We start from the raw sequence: 23,959 nt of genomic DNA, 5'->3' as shown, positions 1-23,959 counted from the left end.
AATTATCAGATTAAGATACTATTATGGTACACGGTAAAGAATTAAAAGTTAGTGCTATTGAAAATGGCACGGTGATCGATCATATCCCCACCGACAATTTATTTAAAGTGATTAAGATTTTAGATCTCGATAAAACGACCAAACAAGTGACCTTCGGTGCCAACCTCGATAGCAAAAAGCTGGGGCGGAAAGCCATCATTAAAATTTCTGAGGTTTTCTTTGAAGATCATGAGATCAATAAGATCTCTTTGGTAGCACCACAAGCGAGACTGAACGTCATCAAAAATTATAAAGTAGTAGAAAAGAGGGATGTTACCATCCCCGACACCATCGTGGGAATTGTGAAGTGCTTTAATCCCCAATGTATTACCAACAATGAAATGGTTACTACCAGATTTAAGGTCATCAATAAGAAAGAGGTTGCTATGAGGTGTCACTATTGTGAGAAGATTACGACTCAGGAAGAATTGAAGTTTGTGAATTCCTGATCAGAAATAAAACATTAATGGGTAGGGTTGGGGATTTTGTTGTATATTTTTGAAGCCTTAGTGTAAAATGTAACTTGTTGTTTTGCTAACGGGTAGCATAGATGATTTCTGTTATTGAACAGGTTTGAGTTGATGAAATTTCTTTTATTCATGTAAACATATTTTGGTATGGTAAGAACAATCTTTCTCATAGTATTCTTGATTGGCATTTTTACAAAATCAATGGGCCAACTGCCTGCACCTACGCCGGAGAACATTGAAAAGTATAAGCAGATATGTAGGAAGTACATTTACAAAGAGATGAAAGGAATGTACCGAACATCCGGCGGATCCTTAAAATACCCATTCCTGGCTCCGGGAAGCAATCAATACCTTGATATGCTATGGGATTGGGATTCTTGGCTCAGCAATATAGCCTTGCGGCAAATTTTGCTCGAAAATGGGAATGAGAAGGATCGCATTGAGGCCCTCCAATATGAACAAGGGTGTGTCTTGAATGCTTTGAGTTATGGCGGAATGGATGGTTGGATTCCCATTTGGATTGAACGAGATGCCCCCAGTCGAGAAGAAATGTTAAAGAAGCGAAATCCCTGGAAAAGTAATATGCATAAACCAACTCTAGCTCAGCATGCCGCTTTTGTGGTTCAAAATATGAATGGAGATGCAGAGTGGTTACGGGATGATTTTTACTTCTTGCAGGCTTTTGTTAGTAAATATCTTAATTTTCATCGTCATGCGGCCACGGGACTGATGTATTGGGAAACGGATGAAGCCATAGGGGTCGACAATGACCCCAGTACCTTTTATCGGCCTTATGGCAGTTCCGGATCTATTTTTCTCAATGCGCTCATGTATAAAGAGTTGTTGGCGATTAGTTACCTTGCCGAAAGGCTCAATCTCCCGGATATCGCAAATTACTATAACCGAGAGGCGGATCAATTGTTGAAAAACATCAGAGAACATTGCTGGGATCCTCGTGATGGGTTTTATTATAGTGTTGATCTGAATTTAAGGCCCATAGAAAAACCGGATATAGAATCTCTTCAACCCGGGGAGTTATACCTCCACGTTGGTCAACCACGAACGTATGATTGCCTGATTCAACGGTTCAGTATCTGGAGTGGGTTTATGGCGATGTGGGCAAATATAGCCACGCCTGAGCAAGCGGAAATAATGGTAAAGAAGCATTTTCGCGATACTACCTCCTTTAATGCCCCGGCAGGCGTTCGTACTCTTTCTCCCTTGGAAAAAATGTATGATGTAAGAGCCAGTGGAAATCCTTCCTCGTGGCTTGGGCCTGTGTGGATTAATGTTAATTATCTTGTTTTTAGAGGACTGGTCAATTATGGCTATGATGATGATGCCCGGGTGTTGGCCGAGAAAACCATTCTGCTTTTAGGACGGGATTTTGAACGCTTTGGCGCTTTGCATGAATATTACCTTCCCGATAATGGAGAGCCAGTATTAAATAAGGGATTTCAAAATTGGAATTTCCTTGTCCTTAATATGGCTGCTTGGCTTGATAAAACAACTGTTGTAACGGAATTTTAAAATCTTTTTTAAAGGTTTGGGAAACACTGTAGAGTAGTGCAGTGACAGATCATTTATTTTTTGTTCCAGGCTTCTGAAAAAAAGGCGAATTCATATTGGATGCTTTTTTGAAAGGCCTGGATCATTTCTTCTGTAAGTGTCTGGTTGATTCCTTTCATGATTTTTTCCACTATAGATATGTAACGAGCGACATAACGGCCATATCTGGGGTCAGCGTAAGTCTCTAACCATAATTGATAAGGATTGTCTTTTACAGCTTTTGATCGGATTCGTGTCCCTGCCTCATGATAAACCCAAAAACAGGGGAGAAGAGCTGCGACGGCTGATTCATATGAACCTGTAAGGCATACTTCGGTGAGATAAGAAGTGTATTGATGACAAGCTTTTGACATCTTTTGCGGACGTTCAACACCAAACAGAGGGAACAATTCCCGGTGAAGGGTTCGTTCTATTTCCAAACCATCGGTGGCCATCTGGAGAAAAAAGGTGAAGGCCTCCCGGTTTTCAGATCTCCCGGCCAGAATCGAAAAAGCGCGGGCATCCTTTTCTATATAAAGCATGTCTTGGGACAGATAGTGCCGGAAGCATTCGAGGGGGAGGGTTCCTTCCGAGAGCCCTCGCCCAAAGGGATGATCAAAGATCTTGTTGATCATGCCAAAACTAATATTCCACATATACGCCGTATGCGGTCCGGCAGGAGGGATGCTCAAAAACCGGGTGCTTTCTTTTTTGTCCTTCATCTGAAAAAAGTCTTTCTGGATAATGGGTGGTATATATCCAATGGTTCTCTTTGAGTTTATGCCCACCACCGGAAAAAATGATGCACCGGGCCGTGACCATGTCCCGTTTTGTAATCTTTACCTGCCTGAATGGCTTGATCAATATAGTTTTTCCCTTTGCCCACCGCCGATTGGAGCGTCTCCCCTCGAGCCAGAAAGGAGGCAATGGCAGATGAAAGCGTACATCCTGTTCCGTGCGTATTCATCGTCGTGATTCGCTTTGAAGGGAATGTGACAATTTCATCCTTTTCTGCATCATACAAGACGTCCATGAGCGTTTCATCGCTCAGATGACCGGCCTTGAGCATCACCGAAACAGATTGGTTACAGGAAAGGCTGCGGGCTGCATCGGGCAATTCTGATTGTGCCGTAATCTTCTCTCCCGAAAGGATCGATGCCTCAGGAATATTGGGCGTGATGATGGTGGCCAGCGGCAGCAGCTCCTCTTTCAGCGCTTCGATGGCTTCCTCCTGCAACAGTTTGTCGCCCGAGGTGGCTACCATGACAGGATCTATCACCAGTCTTTTTACTTCATATTGCTTTATCTTTTTTGCTACCAGTCGTATCACCTCGACCGAATGGAGCATTCCCACTTTTACGGCATCAGCACCGATATCGGTGAGCACGGCATCGATCTGTTTTTCAATCGTGGCGATCCTCACCGGAAATATGTCTGTTACCCCTTCGGTATTTTGTGCTGTAATGGCTGTTATGACCGACATGCCGTAGCACCCACAGGCAGAAAAGGTCTTTAAATCGGCCTGAATGCCGGCGCCACCTCCACTGTCACTACCGGCTATTGTTAGTGCGGTTTTATGTTTTTTCATTGGTATGTTTTTTATCTCAGTTATTGGTATGGTAGAATTCGTATGACAAAGAATTATACCTTGCTATTGTGGACAATCTTTGGTGTTAAGTGTATCTGTTTCCGGGGTTGTGGGATAGATGTTTGATATGTAGGGTATAGTGATTTTTGCAATCGATTATACCTGCCTCCCAAAACCCGGAACCTCGAAACCTAAAATCCGAAACCGGGAATCAGAAACACCCTTCTATTTTCTTTTCCGTCCTCGATCGATCTGTTTTAAGAGCTCTTGGGCGGCAGTATGGGGATCTCTGGCCGAACAAATGGCCGAAACCACCGAAAGCCCCTCCACACCAGTGGCCATCACCTCGTGGGCATTCCCTTGATGGATGCCCCCAATGGCCACCGAAGGATGTGAGGAATGCCGGGCTATGTCAGCCGTTCCCTGCAACCCCAAACCTTTCTCCAGTTCTTTTTTGGTGGGCGTGGTAAACACCGGACTTATACCAATATAATCGATATCGGCCCGGTTGGCCTCTTCCAGTTGATCCATCGATTCGACGGATAAACCAATAATCTTATCCGGCCCCAACATCTGACGAGCCATCTGCCAGGGCATATCGTTTTGTCCCAGATGCACCCCATCGGCATCGGTGGCCAGCGCTATATCCACCCGGTCGTTGACGATCAGCGGAAGCTTATGGCGTTGCAATATTTTCTTAACGCTCATCACTTCCTGTATAAATTCACGGGTAGTAGCCTCCTTTTCCCTTAACTGTACCATGGTGACACCCCCTTTAAGTGCATTTTCCACCACCTCTGCCAGGGGCCGTCCCAACGATAGGTCTCTGTCTGTTACCAGATAGAGACGCAAATCAAAAGAGGTTCTCATAGCTTTAAGGATTGGTTAAGGTCCTCTTGATTCAGAGCGTACAGAGCATCCAAAAAGTGCATCTGAAAAGAGCCAGGCCCTGCCGCCATCGATTCCGCTTTTTCCCCGGCTACCGCCATGATGGCCATGGCCGATGCGGCACCGGTCAGGGCATTGTCACTGACCGCAGCAAAAGCCCCTGTTAATGCCGAGGCCGTGCATCCCATCCCTGTCACTTTGGGCATGAGGGGAATGTGGTTTTGAATTTGAATAACATGGGTTCCGTCGGTGATGTAGTCGGTTTTCCCGCTGATGCTTATCACCGCCCCCGTTTCGCGAGCCAATGTCTTGGCCATGCGAAGTGCCACGTCCGAAGATTCGGTGCTGTCGACCCCTTTGGTGCGTACATCACTGCTGATGAGAGCCATAATTTCAGAAGCGTTACCACGAATGATGGTCGGATTACAGGCTCTGATCAATTGATGACAGGTCTCGGTCCGAAAAGAGGTGGCGCCAGCTCCCACAGGATCCAGTACAATAGGTATTTTTCGTTCCCTGGCCGTTTTGCCGGCTAATAGCATTCCTTCTACCCATTGCCGGCTCAGGGTTCCAATGTTCAAAACCAGGGCAGAGGCGATGCCGGCCATGGACGCCATCTCTTCCGGGGCGTGGGCCATCACCGGACTGGCACCTACCGACAGCAAGGCATTGGCTGTATTGTTCATGACCACGAAATTGGTAATGTTGTGAACCAGGGGCGAGGTGGCCCGCACCTTACGAAGAAGGTCTCCTGTAATTTGTGGTGTAATCATTTCACTTAATATTTTGGGGTTAAAAAAAAAGCTGTTCTGCACGAGGCAAAACAGCTTTAAATGATCTACTATGTCCTAAATGGTATGTGGTATCTCATTCAAACGACTGTTTCCCTACGCTGTTATTACACATATCAGGTTTAAGGGTCTGTTCTCAGCCCCACTCAAGGTGGAGCACCCCTAACAGTGTTTCGTTACAAATGTAACATTTTTTCTATAACCAGGAATGTTCTCCGGCGTATCGCATCATCTGTTCATCATATTTCTCGCCATAATCCGGAATGATATCGGTAATATTGCCTTTATCATCCGTTACGGTACGGAATCGCGGGTTGACAAAGCCACTATAGGGGGCAAGGTTCAGTTTTTGGTAGCGGTTCAAAACTTCTTTATGAAGTTGCTTATCCACCTTCACCCCATAGGTTTCTACCAGATGGCGAGCTGTTTCAAAGTCGCCTTCCGACTTGACGCGTTGAATTTCTGACAGTAAGGTGGCAAACAGATGCCGCAAGGCGTCATAATCATTGATGATGAAAAAGGTTTTGCCATCTTTCATTTTCTTTTCTATCACCTTCTCCGTTTTTCCTTTTTCGTAGCACCAGGCGGCAATAAGCTGGCGATTGCGCATATGGGCTTCTTCAATATCCTCGCCGGGGTTGATACGTGTTAGCTGAGTCATCAGTCCGTTGCGGATATAGTTGTCGTATTCGGCTTTATAAGCCTCCCGGTCGGGCAGTAGATTCAGTTCCACCACTTTCTTATCGGCCATATAATAAAGGGCAAACAGATCGGCACGCGCTTCTTCTATTACGGCGCCATAAGCCTTTAATTCATTGCCCGAGACACCTTCCAATAACTGCCCGGAACCATGTCCCAAACATTCATGAAGGTCGGTATGCAGGTTGCCCGAGATAAAACCATATTGATTATATCTGTCAATCTCTTCCCGGGAATAACAAAACTCTTCCAGAAAACCTGTTCCTTTGGATGCCTGATCGTAGGCATAGGTGATATTTTCAATGGTGACCGACTTGGAACCATACTCTTTCCGAATCCAGTCGGCATTGGGGAGATTGATGCCGATGGGCGTATGAGGAAAGCAATCGCCCCCCAGCATGGCGACGTTGATCACTTTGGCGGTAACGCCCCGAACCTTTTTCTTTTTGAAGCGGGGATCGACGGGTGAATGATCTTCGAACCACTGGGCATTGGCACTGATGATTTCGGTGCGGCGGGTGGCTTCACGGTTTTTAAAGTTAACCACGCTTTCCCAGCTCCCTTTCAATCCCAGAGGATCCCCATAGGTCTCAATGAATCCGTTAATGAAATCCACCTGCGAATCCTGATCGGACAGCCATGCTATATTGTAGTCATTAAATATCTTGAGATCCCCTGTTTTGTAAAAGTCGATTAACAGCGAGATCACCTTTTTCTGTTGGTGGTTTTCGGTTACCGTCAAGGCTTTTTGGAGCCATCCCACAATCTTCTCTATGGCGGGCGAATACATGCCGCCTATTTTCCAGACTTTTTCTTTAAGTTGTCTTCCTTCTTTTACCAGTTGCGTGTTTAACCCGTGAGATAGGGGCTCCCGGCCATCCGACGCCTTAAGGGAAGCATAATAAGCCTCCGCTTCTTTTTGCGATACACCGCTGTAATAGTTGTTGGCAGAGGTGGCAATCAGATCTGAGTCGTTTTCCTGATTAACCCGTTTGGCATCTACCTCGGGATCGAACAACACAGGAATGAGCGTTTTTAGCAAGTCGTCAACGGTTTCCCCTTTTTTTAAAGGCAACAATTCGGCAGGAATGCTTTTGACCGCTTGTTGGAAAAATGCTTCACCAAACGTCGGCGTTATTTTCAGGGTGGAGTAGTGATGATGAATACCATTGGAAAACCACACCCGCTTAAGATAGACCACCAACTCGCGAAAATCTTCCGATGAGCGGTCGCCGGTATAGTGTTGGTAGATGGCTTCCAGTGTTCGGCGAATGGTGAGATTATGCTTATAGTTCTGGTCAAACAGAATATCCCGGCCTTCAATGGCCGCCTGCGATAAATAGTAGATGAGTTTCTTTTGTTGCAGCGACAGCTCCTCAAATCCGGTTACGGGATAACGAAGAATGCGTAGGTCGGCAAACTGCTCTACGTAGTATTGAAAATGATCTGTTTTCATGGTGTTACTCTGTTTGTAGGGAAACGATTAAGGGCCCTCCCGTCACGGCATCGTGAATGCCCGGGGCAGGCCTTAGTGCCCATGCGTTTTAAAGAAAGGGGCAATTTTATCGGCCAGAAACGGCGGAATGCGCGTTGGTCGTCGTGTTTGGGCATCCAAAAAAGCCAGTACGGTTTCACCCTTTACCAACAATTGTCCCGATTGATTATATATATTGTATTGAAACCGAATCCTGGATGTGGGAAAATCTTCCACGTAGGTCTCGATGGTCAGTTCATCGTCGTAACGGGCCGACCGCAAAAACTTAACATGCAGTTCGGAAAGCGGCAGCATAATCCCTTGCTTTTCTATTTCGCTGTAGGGAAGTCCCAGGTGCCGGAACATTTCGGTACGTCCCACCTCAAAATAGGCCGAATAGACTGCATTGTTGACAATCCCCATCTGGTCGGTTTCGCCGTAGCGCACTCTCAGTTTTGTTGTATGCTTTAACATGATTATTGCAATATGGTGAATTCTTTTTTCTTTTGGAAATAAACAAACAGGCACCTATATCCTGCCCATTGTAGGAGCAGGGTGCCGAAAAAACGGGTAAAACCATTGCAGATGCATGATTTCGACCCGGCCATGTGAGTGCTTACTTAAAGGGAGAGTCCGGTTCTTTTGCCATGTGGTGATACGATAACTTTTCGATCAACGAAGGCCACCATTTGCTTAGGAACACCGTTAGTTTTCCTTCCACAAAGGTCAGAACGAGGGTTCTCTTTCGTTTGCGGATGGCATGGGCCAGATGACGGGCTACCTCTTCGGCACTCATCATTTTCTCTTCGGCCCGAGGCGTCTCGCCTTGTTGCGCTCCGTTGGCAGTGAGTGCCGATTTACGAACGTTGGTACTCGTGAAGCCGGGCGCCGCGATGAGTACATGCAACCCCTTTTTGAGGTTTTCGGTACGAAGGGTCTGTAAAAAACCGTGCATGGCAAATTTGGAAGCCGAATAACCGGTTCGGCCCGGCAACCCTATGAAGCCGGCGATGGAGGAGATCCCTACCACCGATCCTTTAGCAGCCAGCAGATAGGGTAACGCATATTTGGTGCAATAAACAGTACCCCAGAAATTAACGTCCATTAATTGTTTCAAAACACTTAAATCCACCTCTTCAAAAATCGCTCGCATGGAGATCCCCGCATTGTTGATCAGGATATCGATTTTACCATACCTTTCAACGGTTTGTTGTATCAGGTTTTGGCAGTCTTCTTCCCGGCTGACGTCGGTGGGCACCACCAACACTTCGTGCCCTTGACCGGTCATTGTTTGTTCTATTTCTTTCAGTTTGTCGGCGTTACGCGCTGCCAGCGCAAGTTTGGCACCTCGTCCGGCAAATTCATAGGCACACGCCCGTCCTATACCTGAGGAGGCCCCCGTAATTATTATGACTTTGTCTTTCATTGTTTTTGGAATATGTGGTGCAAAAATGACGTTTTTTGCCGAAACATGGAAACAGCTCAGGGTTTTTGTATGGTTTAAATATTCTTAATGGTTCGGTTTATTTTGAATGTTATTCCATAAGTTGGTGATTTATAGTAAAGAGCAGGTGAAGTACAGGGACGTTGTGACCTTCCTTTTTTCCGTGGCCATGGGCGTCTGATGTTATAAATAAAAGAAGCGGGCCTGACCATTTTACGGTTGTCACAACCAGAAGGAGCATATAGTGTAGAGGCAGGATGGAGAAGAGAGCAGGCAGGCGGGGATTTAAGTAATTTTCAGTATTGCCGCCCAACCATGAGGGATGGCCACAAAAGAGTCAGATTACTGGAGCGACCAACTATTAGAACCATTAGGCTGGCAGTTAATAACGATGGACTTTTCACCAAGAACTAGCAACTAAGAACTGTAAACTAAGAACGATCCATCAAGTGCGATCCATATGGCCCGCGACATAACTTAAATTTATACGAATGAATGGGGAGCTTCTCTTCAGATGCTTGTTGTTTTCCCTGCTTGTCGGTGCATATTCCCGTTGGTCGGCTTATTTTCTCCACTTGTCCTTTCTTTTTTGCTTTATGGCGTTTACCGGTCCAAATTTGTTATATGAATTTCGGGAAGTAAAAATTAATGATCCAAGCCTTGACATACTAATATTCCGAAATCCAGTGAATTTGCATTCACGTATTAACAATCAAACGTTTAACAGCATTTATTTTTGGTAAATCATGAAGGAAAAGTTGTTTCTGTTGTTTCTGGTATCAGGTGGGCTAACGGCGACCCCTCTGATGGGGCAAACCCGGATAAATGGTGTGGTAACCGACCATCGAACCGGAGAACCATTGACGGGAGTTAATATATATGTAAAAGGAGAATACGATGGCACCACATCCGGTGCTGATGGCAGTTATACCCTGGCGGTAGATGGCGATCAACCTTTTGTTTTGGTATTTAGTTTTGTTGGATACCAGAATCGCGAGATGGAAATAGCACCCGACACCCATCGTGTTGTCAATATAAGGATGAAAGAAAGTATTACAAGTTTGAAGGCGGTAACCATTACTGCCGGTAGTTTTGAGGCGGGTGACCGAAAACGGGCAGCCGTAATGACCCCGCTCGATATTTATACAACGGCGGGTTCCATGGGCGATATAGGAGCCGCCTTAAAGACCCTTCCCGGAACGCAGATTGCTGCGGATGACGGACGGTTGATGGTGCGAGGGGGTGATGCCGGCGAAACAAAAGTGCTTATGGATGGTATGCTGGCCGCCAAACCATACTATTCGAAGGTGCCCGATTTGCCTACTCGCGGTCGGTTTGCGCCGTCGTTGTTCGAAGGGGTCTTTTTTAGTACCGGTGGTTATTCGGCCGAATACGGGCAGGCGCTATCATCGGTGCTGGTTCTCGAATCGTCGGGGGTGGCCCTCGAAGAGCTGACCAGTCTGTCGCTTATGAACATTGGAGGCGAAGTGTCAAAAACCCTGGCATCCGGCAACCGTTCCTTCTCGGCCGGCATGGGGTATTACAATTTCGGGCCCTTTAACCATTTTGCCCATAATCGTATTGACTGGGACCAACCCGTCGAGTCGGGCAATGCCTACTTGATCTACCGGCATAAAGGCGACCATGGCAACCTGTTTAAGTCGTTTGTGGCGGGCGATTACGGAGGTCAATCATTTCGTACCAACGACGGTTCGGGAGGAGAAATTACTATCGATGAAGCGGGTGGAAACCTTTATTCAAACACAACCTTTAATACACCTGTTTCCGACAAGACGCTTCTCAAAGTGGGGGCTTCCATTACTTTCGATCATCAGGATATGAGGGCCGGTATTCATAACGTAGATACCAAAGAGTGGATCTCGGAAGGAAAACTAAAACTCATTACCCGGGCAGAATCAGGGTTGAAGTTGACTTACGGTACAACGTGGCAGTTCAACCAATTTAATGAGGAATACCTTCAGGAAGGAGGGGCATTGGCCCAAAATTCTGATGTTCACGACCACCTTGTTGCAGCCTTTGCAGAAGGAGAGTGGCGGCTTTCCAACGCCCTGGCGTTCAGGCCGGGCATACGCTTCGAACATTCGTCTCGCACGGGAGAATACCACTGGTCGCCACGTGCAGCGATGGCGTTTGCAACAGGCGAGAACACCACCATCTCCATGGCGTGGGGCCATTATTACCAGGCGGTACCATCCGATTTTTTGAAGTACAACCCTTCTATAGAGATGCAGAAGGCCGAACATTTTATCCTGGGGCTGCAAACGGGACAACTGAGCCGGCGTCTGTTCCGGGCCGAAGCGTATTATAAAAAGTATCGTCGATTGGTTACGGGAGAATATAACCAATTTGCCCAATTTGTTCCTTTTGCCAATGGTGGAGAGGGGTATGCCAAAGGGATTGATTTATTTTTTCGCGACAAAACGCTTTTTGACCATACCGACTATTGGGTTTCCTATTCATTGATTGTTTCCAAACGAAAGTTTCTGGACTATCCCCTAAAAGTAGAACCCGAATTTATTGCCCCGCACACATTAAATGTCGTTGCCAAACATTTCATCATACCCCTCAGAACTCAGATTGGTGCCTCCTGGTCATGGAATTCGGGGCGCCCCTATCATCAGCCGGGTGACGCCCAGTTTATGGCACATACGTCACCCAATTACAGTGAAATAGGCGTTAATATGAGTTACCTCACCGGCATATTGGGAAATCAAACCATTGTACACCTTAGTTTTTCCAATGTGTTGGGACGCGATAATGTGTTGGGATATCGAAGAATTCCTTTGGCTATCGACGATGGCGACCCTAAGCTTGTTACCATCCGTTCCGACGTCAAACAATTCGTGTTTCTGGGGGTGTTTATATCCATTAACTAAATCCCTTTACAAGAGCTGTTGTATTTATTGGTCTTACATCAAAACAATTGTTTATCTATCAATCTTAATACTTAAATCTAACTTACTTTAAATCTTACCTCTAAAAATAGAGCCATAAATCTTCTCATTATTAACAAAAAAAACTATAAGCCATGAAAACCATCTTATTAACCATCGTTGTAGTGCTATCAGCCTCACTGTCAAGCGCCGGAAATTATGAAACGGTGATGAAAGAAAACATTGACAAAATGTATCAAAGTTCCTCATCATCGGAATTAGAGACCCTTGCAGCCAAGTTCTACCGCATTGGGGAAGCCGAAAAAGAGAAATGGATACCGTATTATTATGCCGCATATTCTTATGTCACCATTACTTTTTCTATTTTTGAGGATACGGAAGAGACCGACCGACAGCTGGATAAAGCCCAGGAAATGCTCAACAAAGCACTCAAACTGGCCCCTGATGAGTCTGAGCTGTATGTATTGCAAGGACTCATTCATTCCATGCGCATCACCACACCAACCCGGGGAATGAAGTATTCCATGCTTTCCAATGAAGCCCTTGCACAGGCAGAAAAACTCAATCCCAACAATCCCCGACTATGGTTTTGTAAAGCGCAGAATGTTCTGTATACCCCGGCCATGTTTGGTGGAGGCGAAAAAAAGGCACGGCCACTGTATGAAAAAGCCGCCAGGTTGTTTCAGTCATTTGAGGCGCCCCACGCGCTCTGGCCCGACTGGGGAGAAGAAATCAATGCCCAACAAATAGAAAAAATAAAACCCTAAAAAGCATTCACCGTAACCCATCAACCATTATTTAGTATCCATCATCTTACTTTTGGCAATGACAAAAAAGAAGTATCCGGTATTGGTGTTTTTATCGTATGGCTTAGTATCCATGCTGATCGGATTTGTGTTTCAATGGATTATGTGTCCTCAGTGCCTGCGTCATCCCATGGCCGTTATCCAAAATTTGGGCTATTCCATCATGCTGGGCTATGGTTTATTTTTCAACGGTTATTTGTATAATATTGGCATATCACGTTTTGTATCGTGGCAAACCCGTCCGGTGAAAAGCGTGTTGATAGCCTTTTTCATTACCACCATTTATTCGGGGATGGTCATATTCTTCACCAACTGGTTTTGGTTTTCACTGATTCAGGGTATGCCCTTTGGGCTGTTTCTGAAAACCTATCCCGTAATATGGGTAACAGAATTTGTCATTCTCTACATCATAACCTTGTGGTTCTATGCCCGCTCGTTTTTTATGGACTGGCTGGCAGAAGTCCAGAAACGGGAAGCGCTGAAGCGGGAAGCCTTAACGGCCAAATATGAGGTGTTGAAGAGTCAGGTGAATCCCCACTTTCTCTTCAACAGCCTCAATGTAGCAGCTTCGCTGATTGATCAAAACAGCGAAACTTCAAAACAATTTTTGTACAACCTTGCCGGCATGTATCGAAGTATTCTGGAGATGCAAGACAGCGACCTGGTGACCGTTGAGGCGGAATTACAACTAACAGCCCGGTATCTGTGGTTGCAGGAGATGCGGTTTGGAAACGCCTTTCATTATTCGCTGCCGGAGGAAGATCTTGCCAACTATTCGGTTGTTCCGCTTTCCATTCAGATGTTAATGGAAAACGCCTTTAAGCACAATATCTTTTCCCTCGAAAAGCCCATGCATATCAGTGTATCAAAGCAGGCCGAAACCCTGGTGGTGAAGAATACCCGATATGCCTCCAATAATGGCGTGGAATCGTTGAATATCGGGTTGGAGAATGTCAGAGGACGATATCGCTTTCTGACCGGTAAAGAAATTGACATTATTCATGAGGATGGTATATTTGAGGTCAGGATTCCGTTGATTAAAAACTTTGAGGGACCATAAATCGACCCCCAGAAGAAGGGGCAGAGAAAGTCCCGTGTACGTTTTGCCCTCGCCTTTCGGGCATGGTATATTTTCAGATATTCGTATATTTATCACAACCATCCCATAACCCAAAACAAATTTCTTTTTAAATAAAACATCGAAACGAAAAACTCATAACCAACCACCGCATGACTATCCTGATAGTGGAAGATGAACCTTTTGCCGCCACGCATCTTGCCGAAATGCTTCGTCAGACAGACCCCTCGGCAGAGGTGGTTGGCACATGTGCTTCGGTCACCTCTGCCGTTGAGTGGATCAAGCAACATTCTGCGCCCGATCTTGGGGTTTTCGATATTCAATTGGGGGATGGCACCAGCTTCGATATTTTTGAAAAGGTAGAAATAGCGTTTCCGGTAGTCTTCGCAACGGCCTACGATCAGTTTGCTATTAAAGCGTTCAAAGTGAATAGTGTAGACTATTTACTTAAACCTATCGATAAGCATGAGCTAAAGCAGGCTTTGGAGAAATTTAAAAGGTTACATCAGTCCTCTTTTCCTTCGGATGGTTTTTCCCGCATGGTGCAAACCATGGCTCAAATGATTGACAGAGGACAGAAATATCGGCAACGGTTTGTGGTGAGCGTGGGAGAGCATATCAAGGTGCTCAAAACCGAAAATGTGGCCTGTTTCTACAGCGAAGATAAGGCGACCTATTTACTGACGCGCCAGGGGAAAATCTATTTTCTGGATCAATCGCTCAACCAGTTGGAAAAGGAACTGGATCCCTTTCGGTTTTTTCGAACCAGCCGCAAGGATATGGTCCATATCGATTCGCTGGGCGATATTGTTTCATTTGGTAATTACCGTCTTAAAATAAAGGTGAAAACCGACAGGGAAACACGCGATATTGTGGTTAGTCGCGACCGGATTAAATCTTTCAAGGATTGGCTGGAAAATGCCGGTTAGTGCCTCCATTCAACCACACATCTACGCAGGTCTTTGGGGGAGGCCCTCCTTCCTTTAAAATCTCTTTTTTTTAACTCACTCTTCAACCATTCATGAACCATGGGAATCGTCTTCCCACGGTAATGGGAATCCCTTTCCCACGGTAATGGGAATCGCTTTCCCACGATAATGGGAATCGCTTTCCCACGGTAATGGGAATCCCTTTCCCATGGTAATGGGAATCGCTTTCCAATGGTTATGGGAATTGCTTTCCAATGAACCTGGATACCCATTTTCTACAGAAGTGTTGGATAGAATTAGAAAAAAAAAATTTCATCAGAACAAACAGTTTGTTCCAGCCATAAAGAAAAAAGTAAAACTGTTATTTCGAAAGTTGGAACAATCGTGTATCGTATCCTTTTCCTTTCTCTGGCAGCTTTGGATTTTATAATAGAGGATATTCCTTAGATATCAGCGGGAAAAGCGAAAAGAAACAATTGAGAAGCAGGCTGGCGCATCAAAAGGCGGAAACATTAACCTTAGGCCTCTTCACGAGCGCATCGGGTGAATCTTCAGCCCCAAAGGTCATCAACAAAAAAAAGAGGAGAAGGATGGGGTTGTAACCCTCAAGACCTGTTGTAAAACACCCTTTTTTTCTTGATTAATTTATAGCAATAGTGTTTTAATTCTGCTACTTTTGCGGAAAATTTTCTTTATAAAGGTTCTGGGCGTTTCAAACAAAATTGGAAATGTGGCCCTGAAAAAGAAGAAGGTTTTGTTTAATCTTGAAAATCAAAGGTTCATTAATCCTTACTGTTGGATCGTAAGTTTTTGGGGGATGAGGAGAAGGGAAGGAGGATTAATGAGTTGTTTGTCAAGGAATTATTAAATAATCTAATGGGAATATTGATGTATAATAAATAATATTGATATGAAACCAACACATATTGAACACATCGGCATTGCCGTAAAGAGTCTTGACGAAGCCATTCCATTTTACGAAAAGGTTTTCGGATTAAAATGTTATGCAGTAGAAGAAGTGGCTGATCAAAAAGTTAAAACCGCCTTCTTTAAAGTGGGTCAAACCAAAATAGAGTTGCTCGAATCGACCGACAGCGAAGGCCCCATCGGAAAATTTATCGAGAAAAAAGGTGAAGGCATTCATCACATGGCGTTTGCGGTAGAAGGCTTGGATGAAAAACTGAAAGGAGCCGAAGCACAAGGCGTTCGTTTGATCGATAAACAGCCCAGAAAAGGTGCCGAAGGACTTAACATCGCCTTTTTACACCCCAAATCCACTTTCGGGGTATTGACCGAACTGTGTGAAGCACCCAAATAAGGATCAGCGAGATCCTTATTTTTTTGATGTTGAAAAATTACCAATAGTCCGGTAAATTACAGCCTGAAACGGTAAATGCTAAGGCTTCATCCGGAAGGCCTCATTCATGGCCTTGAAATGATAACTAAAAAATGGTCAAAGTGACGAATCGTTTATCGGACTATTGATAGAAACATCCATGAAAATATAAAAGTCGTCAGGATCAAGATTCGGAGTAAAATGGTTCAGATTTTCAAGAGTCTTGAATCCAAAACAGTAACGATCAGTTGAAGAATTGTCGAAACAAACAAAAATCATAAAATATGGCGAATCAGGATAAAATAAAACATTTAATTGAACTGCGTAACAAGGCGCGGCTCGGCGGGGGAGAAAAACGAATAGAGTCCCAGCACAGCAAGGGTAAGTTTACCGCACGCGAAAGGATCGAAATGCTACTTGACGATGGTAGTTTCGAAGAGTTTGACATGTTTGTGACTCACCGTTGCACCAACTTCGGCATGGAAAAGAATAAAATTCTGGGTGATGGTGTTGTAACGGGTCATGGTACCATCGACGGTCGCGTGGTTTATGTGTTTGCACAAGATTTCACCGTATTTGGTGGCTCACTGTCGGAGACCTTTGCACAAAAGATATGTAAAGTGATGGACATGGCCATGAAAGTGGGTGCACCCGTTATTGGCATCAACGATAGTGGTGGCGCTCGTATTCAAGAAGGTGTAACCTCATTGGCCGGATATGCCGAGATCTTTGAACGTAACATTCTGGCATCCGGTGTTGTTCCCCAAATCTCAGCCATCTTCGGACCTTGCGCAGGAGGTGCTGTCTATTCTCCGGCCCTGACCGATTTTATCATGATGACCCAGCAAACCAGTTACATGTTTGTTACCGGTCCTAAAGTGGTTAAAACCGTTACGGGAGAAGATATTTCCGTAGAGGACCTTGGTGGAGCGCATGTTCATTCCTCCAAATCAGGAGTATCGCACTTCGAGCTGGAAAATGAAGAAGAGGGCATTATGCTGATTCGCAAGCTTCTGTCGTATCTCCCTCAGAACAATCTGGAAGAGCCGCCATTGGTTGAATGCCAGGATCCCATCGATCGTATAGAAGATAGTTTAAATACCATCATACCGGATAATCCCAACCAGCCTTACGATATGAAGGAGGTGATTTATACCATTGTGGATGATGGCGAGTTTTTGGAAGTACACCGCAATTATGCCAAGAATATTATTGTAGGATTCTGCCGTATGGGGGGTGCCTCAGTAGGTGTTGTGGCCAATCAGCCCAACTTTCTGGCGGGCGTACTCGACACCGATGCATCGCGTAAAGCAGCACGCTTTGTAAGGTTCTGTGATGCCTTCAACATACCGGTCCTGACATTGGTTGACGTTCCCGGATTCTTGCCCGGAAGTGGTCAGGAATATGCCGGAATTATTACGCATGGTGCCAAACTGATGTTTGCCTATGGAGAAGCCACGGTACCGAAGGTGACCATAACGCTTCGTAAGTCGTATGGAGGAGCCCACGACGTGATGAGCTGTAAGCAATTGCGAGGTGATTTGAATTATGCCTGGCCCTCGGCCGAAATTGCCGTAATGGGGGCATCGGGAGCCATCGAAGTATTGGAAGGCAGAAAACTGAGTAAAATCGAAGATCCTGAAGAGAGGAAGAAATTTGTCGCTGAGAAAGAGGCAGAATACAAAGAGGCTTTTGCCAATCCTTATCAGGCGGCATCCTATGGTTATATCGACGATGTTATTGAACCTCGAAATACCCGGTTCAGAATTATCCGCGGTTTCCAAAGTCTGCAGACCAAAAAATTAACCAATCCACCTAAGAAACACAGTAATATTCCTTTATAAACAGATTATTATGATCCATTTATTAGATGCTGTTAACTGGTCCCGGATATGGGTGATCACCGTTGTTGGTTATTCCGTGGTCTTTACAGCCCTGGTACTTCTGATATTTGTCTTTCGATTAATGCCCAAAGTGCTTGATATGCATATGAAGCGCAAGTTGAAGAAAGAAGGTAAATATGTTGAAAAACAGGGAGATGAAGAACAATATATTGCCGGGGAAGTGAATGCGGCGATCGGTCTTGCTCTGTCGCTCTACTTTGACGAGATGCATGATGAAGAGAGCAATATCATTACCATCAAACGGGTAGAAAGAAGATATTCACCCTGGAGTTCGAAGATATATAATATTAATAACGTTTTACCGCCAAAAAGATAGGATGAAACGGATAATCAGCTGCGGCCCTGCGTGTTTATAGCGCACGTAGTGGCAGTGGCAAGCCGGCAGGGAGAAACGAGTGTGATTTTGGCCTGCAGGCTGAAATGAATGCTTTCAATACGATTATTCAAGTTTCATTAGGGCAAAAACTTAGACTTATTTATACCTATGAAAAAATTTGATTTTTCCATAAACGGGAACAAATACCATGTTAGCGTTAAAGATATTGAAGACAATATTGCGACCGTTGAAGTGAATGGTACCCCTTATACGATTGAAATAGAGCAGGAAGTTAAAAAGGTGAAAACACCGAAGCTGGTTCGTCAAGAGGTAAAACCTAAACCCGGCGAAGGACACATCGTTAAGAAGGCGTCAGCCGGGGGCCATCAGATTCTTGCCCCGCTGCCGGGAAGCATCTTCAAAGTAATGGCAAAAGAAGGTGATGCCGTTAAAAAAGGTGATACGCTTCTGATTATGGAAGCCATGAAAATGGAAAACAATGTCATGGCCGACAAAGACGGTATCGTGAAAGAGGTTAAAGTGAAAGAAGGCGATGCCGTGCTTCAGAGCGATGTGCTGATGGTGATTGAATAACAGCTTTTTTACAGATTGTTGAATCTCGGAGCTATTTAGCTTCTTCCAAAGATCGTTTAAAGTGAGAAAATTTGTAACAGTATTTACAGTAGTCGGGCTGTTGTTTATGGTTTCGATGTTTACCGGAGGCACTATTTCTGCCCAGGATGTAACGCCCGACCATGTGGAAAGTGGCAGTGCCTTGATTAAAGGGCTGCATACTTTTTGGCAATATACAGGATTTTCCAATGTTACCGCGGGAAACCTGATCATGATAGCCGTGGGATTATTTTTTATCTTTCTGGCTATTCGATTTAATTATGAACCCCTATTGCTGGTTCCGATAGGTACCGGTATTTTGCTGGGAAACATACCGTTTGTAGAAGGATTCCAGATAGGAATCTATGAAGAGGGCTCAGTACTTAATTATCTCTATTTCGGGGTGCTCAAGGGGGTCTATCCGCCGCTGATATTTCTGGGAATTGGAGCGATGACCGATTTTTCATCGTTGATTTCCAATCCCCGTTTGATGCTGTTGGGAGCAGCTGCCCAGATCGGTGTTTTTGGTACGTTTGTAGGAGCTATGGCCATGGGTTTTGAAATCCATGAAGCGGGTGCGATTTCCATCATTGGGGGAGCTGACGGACCTACCGCCATCTTTTCCTCTTCCAAATTGGCGCCTCATTTGATTGGTAGTATTGCCATTGCTGCATATTCCTATATGGCTTTGGTGCCTGTTATTCAGCCGCCCATCATTCGTTTGATGACCACCAAGAAAGAGCGACTGATAAAGATGAAACCACCGCGTGCCGTTTCCAAAACAGAAAAGATTCTGTTCCCACTGATTGGTCTATTGCTGACTCTCTTTATTTCACCTACGGCGCTACCTCTGTTGGGGATGCTGTTTTTCGGTAATTTGATGAAGGAGTGTGGTGTGACCGAACGGTTGGCAGAAACGGCCCGAACAAAACTGATCGATATCGTTACGATTTTGTTGGGGATCACTGTTGGTGCTTCTACCCAGGCCAGCGTATTCTTGACCAGTGAATCTATCAAGATCTTTGTTCTAGGTGCTGCATCCTTTATTATAGCCACCGCTGGAGGATTGTTATTTGCCAAAATAATGAACCTGTTCCTGCGTCAAGGGAATAAAATAAATCCGATGATTGGAGCAGCCGGAGTGTCGGCAGTACCTGACAGCGCACGTGTGGTTCAGCACGAAGGGCTTAAGAATGATCCTACCAACCACCTGCTCATGCACGCCATGGCACCCAACGTATCGGGGGTTATTGGTTCGGCGGTAGCAGCAGGTATGATGTTGAGTTTCCTTATGTAGTTTCGTATTAGTAATTGGTTGATTGTAGAAAGAGGTTTTCCGGTTTCGGGAAGCCTCTTTTTTTATGAGAAGTCGAAAGGAAGTGTCAGCTGTCCCGTATTGTCTTTTTGCGATATTTCTTGTTTTGTTTTTTCCACATAGGCGGTTAATTCCCCCTTGCATCGGCCACAGGACGAGGCGGCAGATGTTATTCGAATGATATCTTCCAAATCGGCATGGGGGTGATGGGAAAGTATTTTTTTGACATCCTTAGTCGTTACTTTATTGCAAATACATATGAGCTGAGTCATTTTATCACGCGTTTTTGGGTGGCAAAGATAATATGGGTTGCGCTTTTTTAGTCCTGTTGGGGGAAGAATTCGGGCTAAAAGAACAGAAAATAGATGGTTCGTTGGAGGCTTTTACCGAGGTGAGAACTTTACAGTGTAATCAATAAAAAAGCTCTGTGCAACCGGCCAAAATTGAGCAACCACATTGATTTGTGTAGAAGCACCCGGGTTCCACAGAGCTTTTTCGAACTCTATCCACATCCTTCATCCATAGTTTCGGCTATCAACGACGCGTTAACCCCAAGAAGGGTGGAAGAAGAGCCTTACTCTTTCAGCAAATCATTTTTAGATACGAAAATTTTATCGAACAGATAATGATTTTTATCCAGCGCCAGATTATCGGGATACTGGCTTGAAAAGATCACGGTAGAATCATTATCATACAGGGCCTCGATGGCGGAAACGACCCCGTTTTCACCTTTAATAACCACCTTATGCGAGGGGTTTTGAGGCTTTTTAGGGGCAAAAGAACTAACTCTTAAATTCCGAATGCCGTTCAGGAATTTGGCCACCGATGCCGAATCGGCCTTAACATTACCAATGTTCCAATGATCCTCCTGTTTGGTGAGCACAAAAGAGCTATCGCCGGGAAATGAGAAGGAAAACTCAACCGGTTCAATGATCCCGTTTTGCATGGCAAAAAACGATTTGTCTCTGAACCGCGCCACTTCTGTGCCTACCGAAGAACTAAGGAATCCTTCCACAGCATACACCTCAGATTCGTCACGATTGCGGACATAGGTACTCATGGTTCCCGGATTTTGACGCATATAGGGATTTCGTTGCGCCATTTGCGCAGCCATGGGTGACTGAGTGTAGGTGAAGCGACCAATAATAAGGTCGGCCAGCACCTCATTTTTGTTGTAGAAGGCAATGCCTATACCTGCAGAGTCGGTAACGTCAAATTGGCTCCAGCGTTCTTTGTTTTGGGTCGCCATACGCATGGGCGAGAGTTGACTCATTGTTCTCAGCAGATTTTTTACCACGTTGGAATCGGCGGCAAATTCGTTATTGGAATTTTCTTCGGCCACGAACCATTCTTTGTTGTTTCTTTTTTCCAGTATAATGTTCGGTTTATCCATCCCTTTGGGATTGATGACAATTTTGTTGCAGTCGTCTGCCACAAAGGAAGTGATGGATTGTGGCATGTTGCCGGTTCCTTTAGGGGCGGTAAGTAATTGAATGGCATATATAATAGCCAGGGCCAAGAAGGTTATGGCCAGCGTTTTGACATTGATTTTTCTAAGCATAGTTCTCCTCCCTTCTTTTGTTTCTGAGATTAATACTTTGCTGATACCTAACAAATCCAATAATAATGATCAGCAGAAGAGGCAACCCGAAGTTGAGCGTCTTCAACCAGGTCTGTTTGCTTTCCTCAATCTGATCCAATGGTCTGTGTTTGATGCTTTTGGTTCTTAGTTGCATTAACCCGGTGTCATCACTTAAATAGTCAACGGCATTGACGAACAGTGAAATGTTGTCGGGTTGTAATTGTCTGGCCTCTTGTCCTGTGCCATTAATGACAAAATCGCCGTCGGAAAAGACGATAATGCGTCCCATAGCTTGGTTGTTTTTATTTTCCGCCAGAGCTGCCACAGGGATTTCGGACCGACTAAAATCAGATTCGCTCCACTCTCTCTGGAAGTTAAAGAATGTGGGGGCCTTTTGTAGATCCGATTTTTGACTGGAGAAGGCCAGAGGAATGAAATTGTAGGTTGAATCGGCCGGCTCCAACGAACTCGCAAACTGAAGCATCACAGCGCTTAGCCCCTTTCCCACGGGATGGTCTGCGAACTGAGATATAACCGGTAGATAGGGAAAAGAAACAGGTGTATTGATAACGAAAGGTCCCTGCTGTTGTCTTATGGTAACACTTCCGCAATTGGCATCGATTAGAAAATCAGAGTTGATTTTCACCCCATGATTTTCCAGCCAGTTGGAAATACCGGTATACAGGTCTTGTCCCATGCCACTGTTAAAATTGGCCTCTACTTTATTGACGGCCAGAATTACATCACCGCCGGTTTGCATATACGCGTCAATTTTGTCGAGATGTGCCTGAGGGATGCTGTCGGTGGGTCGAATCCAAAGCAAGGCTTTGTATTTTGCCAGATCAATGGAGTCATCCAGAGTGGTGGTTTCAGGGGCATAAAGTACCTGCAATTCGGAGACGATTTCATTTAATTCTTCCATCCCCGGTTCACCATGTCCAGAGATCATTCCTATAGGTGGTTTTTCAGGAATGGTCATCTTTTTAATGGCCATGGTTAAAGCATATTCCATTTGCGCCCCGGGCTCCAGAAAAGGAATCACTTCAATACCTTCGCCATAGTTGATCACAGCACCCATATAGGCACGTTTTTGCACGGCCTGGTTTTTCTCACGGGAAGAGATCACCAGGGGCTGAATGCCATTTTGCTGGGCTTCGCTTTCCAGTTCATCGCTTTCGTTAGGATTAATAAAGCTAAAAACCACTTTGTTATCGGAGCGGGTGGCATATTCTTCGAGCAGGTTTTTAAAGTCTTGTCGCATCCGATCGAACTGAGGTTGGAGATCCTCAGAGAAATAAGCGGTAACGGTCACCGGATCCTGCAGGTCACGCAGGATGTCGAGGGTACTTTGACTCAAAGTGTAACGCTGGTCTTCGGTGAAGTCTAACCGTAGATAAAGATTATCACTGATCAGGTTGACCAGAATCACAATACCTGTCAGTAGCAATAATATATTTTTGAGTTTTGACTTTGTCATATTATTCAAACTTTAGTTCAGGTTCTTTTTTAGTAAAGATGCTTCGGCACCGGCAAGTGATACAAAGATGACAGACAGGAAATAGATAAAGTCGCGGCTGTCCACAATACCTCTTGTTACATTGTCGTAATGTCCTCTCAGGTCGAGGAATTCGAAGATGTGGCCCAATGTACCATCAAAGACGGAAGCCAGCATGCTGAATAATATTTGAAAAAAGATACCTCCAATAAGAGCCAGGAGGAAAGCCACAATTTGATTTTGTGTGAGACTACTGGTAAAGATGCCGATACTGATGTAAGTACCACTCATGAGCAACAGCCCCAGATACCCTGTAATGACGGTTCCGTGATCTATAGGTCCCAGATTGGCAAGAGTGATATACCAAGGCAATGTAAGTGCCAGGCTGACGGCAATCAACAGCCATGTGGCCAAGAATTTTCCCACAATAACCTGCCAGTAGGAAACGGGTTTTGTGAGCAACAGCTCTATGGTTCCTGTTTTAAGCTCCTCCGCAATATGTTTCATGGTAAGGGCGGGGATGAACAGGAACAACGTCCAGTAGGCGGTTTGAAAAAAAGGAGCCAGACTGGCCGTATTGGTATAAAACACGTCGGTTCCGTAGAGCCAGGTGAAGAAACCTGTCAGTCCCAGAAAGATGAACAACATGATGTATGCCATCAGGGAGTCGAAGTAGCTACGGAATTCTTTTGAAGTAATAATCAATATTTTATTCATAGATCTAATGGTT

Annotated in this window: 22 protein-coding genes and 1 riboswitch; of the genes, 11 read left to right on the top strand and 11 right to left on the bottom strand. The window is 45.0% G+C overall.

The annotated features are described in order from the left end of the window. Positions 1-23 precede the first annotated feature (23 nt). The gene (gene pyrI / locus ACT29H_RS09265) at positions 24-488 is read left to right on the top strand and encodes an aspartate carbamoyltransferase regulatory subunit (RefSeq protein ID WP_444821340.1); all 465 of its coding nucleotides are present in this window, start codon (positions 24-26) and stop codon (positions 486-488) included. Between the two features lie 168 nt (positions 489-656). Continuing rightward, positions 657-2,039, top strand: a complete 1,383-nt coding sequence (locus ACT29H_RS09260; RefSeq protein WP_444821339.1) for an MGH1-like glycoside hydrolase domain-containing protein — start codon at positions 657-659, stop codon at positions 2,037-2,039. Between the two features lie 53 nt (positions 2,040-2,092). On the opposite strand, the gene ACT29H_RS09255 is transcribed toward ACT29H_RS09260, so the two are convergent. The 7 genes from ACT29H_RS09255 to ACT29H_RS09225 all read right to left on the bottom strand — a co-directional run bounded on the left by ACT29H_RS09255 (position 2,093) and on the right by ACT29H_RS09225 (position 8,923). Then, entirely contained in the window at positions 2,093-2,779 is a 687-nt protein-coding gene (locus ACT29H_RS09255) for a TenA family protein (protein WP_444821338.1), read from the bottom strand. A gap of 56 nt (positions 2,780-2,835) precedes the next feature. Then, positions 2,836-3,645, bottom strand: coding sequence for a bifunctional hydroxymethylpyrimidine kinase/phosphomethylpyrimidine kinase (gene thiD / locus ACT29H_RS09250; protein WP_444821337.1), 810 nt, complete (start codon positions 3,643-3,645; stop codon positions 2,836-2,838). 225 nt (positions 3,646-3,870) lie between these two features. Next, the gene (thiE, locus tag ACT29H_RS09245; protein ID WP_444821336.1) at positions 3,871-4,515 is read right to left on the bottom strand and encodes a thiamine phosphate synthase; all 645 of its coding nucleotides are present in this window, start codon (positions 4,513-4,515) and stop codon (positions 3,871-3,873) included. Further along, complete coding sequence (thiM, locus tag ACT29H_RS09240; RefSeq protein ID WP_444821335.1) at positions 4,512-5,306, bottom strand: hydroxyethylthiazole kinase; 795 nt, start codon at positions 5,304-5,306, stop codon at positions 4,512-4,514. Before thiM ends, thiE begins: the two co-directional genes overlap by 4 nt. A 94-nt stretch (positions 5,307-5,400) precedes the next feature. Then, a riboswitch (TPP riboswitch) is annotated at positions 5,401-5,498 on the bottom strand. Positions 5,499-5,520: 22 nt separating this feature from the next. Further along, positions 5,521-7,479 carry a dipeptidyl-peptidase 3 family protein gene (locus tag ACT29H_RS09235; protein ID WP_444821334.1) on the bottom strand — a complete coding sequence of 653 codons (1,959 nt, stop codon included), beginning with the start codon at positions 7,477-7,479 and terminating at the stop codon, positions 5,521-5,523. A 72-nt stretch (positions 7,480-7,551) separates the two neighbouring features. Then, the gene (locus tag ACT29H_RS09230) at positions 7,552-7,971 is read right to left on the bottom strand and encodes an acyl-CoA thioesterase (protein WP_444821333.1); all 420 of its coding nucleotides are present in this window, start codon (positions 7,969-7,971) and stop codon (positions 7,552-7,554) included. Between the two features lie 142 nt (positions 7,972-8,113). Beyond that, positions 8,114-8,923, bottom strand: a complete 810-nt coding sequence (locus ACT29H_RS09225; protein WP_444821332.1) for an SDR family oxidoreductase — start codon at positions 8,921-8,923, stop codon at positions 8,114-8,116. Positions 8,924-9,687: 764 nt separating this feature from the next. On the opposite strand from ACT29H_RS09225, the gene ACT29H_RS09220 reads away from it, so the two are divergent. From ACT29H_RS09220 to ACT29H_RS09180, 9 genes are all read left to right on the top strand, one after another. Continuing rightward, positions 9,688-11,838, top strand: coding sequence for a TonB-dependent receptor (locus ACT29H_RS09220; protein ID WP_444821331.1), 2,151 nt, complete (start codon positions 9,688-9,690; stop codon positions 11,836-11,838). Between the two features lie 152 nt (positions 11,839-11,990). Continuing rightward, positions 11,991-12,623 carry a hypothetical protein gene (locus tag ACT29H_RS09215; RefSeq protein WP_444821330.1) on the top strand — a complete coding sequence of 211 codons (633 nt, stop codon included), beginning with the start codon at positions 11,991-11,993 and terminating at the stop codon, positions 12,621-12,623. 58 nt (positions 12,624-12,681) lie between these two features. After that, positions 12,682-13,722 (top strand): sensor histidine kinase, encoded by a 1,041-nt coding sequence (locus ACT29H_RS09210; RefSeq protein WP_444821329.1) that lies wholly within the window; start codon positions 12,682-12,684, stop codon positions 13,720-13,722. Between the two features lie 170 nt (positions 13,723-13,892). After that, on the top strand, positions 13,893-14,669 hold the full coding sequence (locus ACT29H_RS09205; protein WP_444821328.1) for a LytR/AlgR family response regulator transcription factor: 777 nt from the start codon (positions 13,893-13,895) through the stop codon (positions 14,667-14,669). 910 nt (positions 14,670-15,579) lie between these two features. After that, the gene (gene mce, locus ACT29H_RS09200; RefSeq protein WP_444821327.1) at positions 15,580-15,987 is read left to right on the top strand and encodes a methylmalonyl-CoA epimerase; all 408 of its coding nucleotides are present in this window, start codon (positions 15,580-15,582) and stop codon (positions 15,985-15,987) included. 302 nt (positions 15,988-16,289) lie between these two features. Then, complete coding sequence (locus tag ACT29H_RS09195; RefSeq protein ID WP_444821326.1) at positions 16,290-17,849, top strand: acyl-CoA carboxylase subunit beta; 1,560 nt, start codon at positions 16,290-16,292, stop codon at positions 17,847-17,849. 10 nt (positions 17,850-17,859) lie between these two features. After that, positions 17,860-18,225 carry an OadG family protein gene (locus tag ACT29H_RS09190; RefSeq protein ID WP_444821325.1) on the top strand — a complete coding sequence of 122 codons (366 nt, stop codon included), beginning with the start codon at positions 17,860-17,862 and terminating at the stop codon, positions 18,223-18,225. 168 nt (positions 18,226-18,393) lie between these two features. Next, positions 18,394-18,819: a biotin/lipoyl-containing protein gene (locus ACT29H_RS09185; protein WP_444821324.1), complete on the top strand. Its 426-nt coding sequence runs from the start codon at positions 18,394-18,396 to the stop codon at positions 18,817-18,819. Positions 18,820-18,880: 61 nt separating this feature from the next. Next, on the top strand, positions 18,881-20,134 hold the full coding sequence (locus ACT29H_RS09180; RefSeq protein WP_444821323.1) for a sodium ion-translocating decarboxylase subunit beta: 1,254 nt from the start codon (positions 18,881-18,883) through the stop codon (positions 20,132-20,134). Positions 20,135-20,196: 62 nt separating this feature from the next. Here the strand turns inward: ACT29H_RS09180 and ACT29H_RS09175 are convergent, their stop codons facing one another. The 4 genes from ACT29H_RS09175 to ACT29H_RS09160 all read right to left on the bottom strand — a co-directional run bounded on the left by ACT29H_RS09175 (position 20,197) and on the right by ACT29H_RS09160 (position 23,946). Then, entirely contained in the window at positions 20,197-20,424 is a 228-nt protein-coding gene (locus ACT29H_RS09175; RefSeq protein ID WP_444821322.1) for a (2Fe-2S)-binding protein, read from the bottom strand. A 302-nt stretch (positions 20,425-20,726) separates the two neighbouring features. Beyond that, positions 20,727-21,713, bottom strand: coding sequence for a DUF4340 domain-containing protein (locus tag ACT29H_RS09170; RefSeq protein WP_444821321.1), 987 nt, complete (start codon positions 21,711-21,713; stop codon positions 20,727-20,729). After that, positions 21,706-23,211 carry a GldG family protein gene (locus ACT29H_RS09165; protein WP_444821320.1) on the bottom strand — a complete coding sequence of 502 codons (1,506 nt, stop codon included), beginning with the start codon at positions 23,209-23,211 and terminating at the stop codon, positions 21,706-21,708. The genes ACT29H_RS09170 and ACT29H_RS09165 overlap by 8 nt, the downstream gene beginning before the upstream one ends. A gap of 12 nt (positions 23,212-23,223) precedes the next feature. Then, positions 23,224-23,946 (bottom strand): ABC transporter permease subunit, encoded by a 723-nt coding sequence (locus tag ACT29H_RS09160; RefSeq protein WP_444821319.1) that lies wholly within the window; start codon positions 23,944-23,946, stop codon positions 23,224-23,226. Positions 23,947-23,959 lie beyond the last annotated feature (13 nt).

Source organism: Thermophagus sp. OGC60D27 (genome assembly GCF_052400625.1).
Classification (GTDB): domain Bacteria; phylum Bacteroidota; class Bacteroidia; order Bacteroidales; family Marinilabiliaceae; genus Thermophagus.
This window is presented reverse-complemented; position numbering and strand designations above follow the sequence as displayed.